We start from the raw sequence: 391 nt of genomic DNA on the forward strand, positions 1-391 counted from the left end.
CCACGATCCGCGTCGGCGTCGATCCGACCTATCCGCCTTTCGAGTCGGTCGCCAAGGACGGCACCGTCGAGGGCTTCGATGTCGATCTCGGCAATGCGCTGTGCGCGAAGCTGAAAGCGAAATGCGTGTGGGTGCAAAGTAGTTTCGACGGCCTCATTCCTGGGCTGCAATCGCGCAAGTTCGACGTGATCCTGTCGTCGATGGCCGCGAACGAAAAGCGCCGTCAACAGATCGACTTCACCGCACGGCTTTACCGCAACCAGACACGACTGATCGCGAAGGAAAGCGCTCACCTGCTGCCCGAAGCGTCGAAACTCGCGGGCAAGCGCGTCGCGGTCGAGCAAGGCACGGTGCAGGAAACCTATGCGCGGCAGAAGTGGGCCGCGTCCGG

1 protein-coding gene is annotated in these 391 nt (G+C 62.4%); it reads left to right on the forward strand.

Annotated features, from left to right (window positions below):
• Window positions 1-391: transporter substrate-binding domain-containing protein (locus tag EN859_RS35660; RefSeq protein WP_135913634.1), on the forward strand; the 391-nt coding region annotated here is incomplete at both ends.

Source organism: Mesorhizobium sp. M00.F.Ca.ET.216.01.1.1 (genome assembly GCF_004010325.2).
GTDB lineage: Bacteria > Pseudomonadota > Alphaproteobacteria > Rhizobiales > Rhizobiaceae > Mesorhizobium.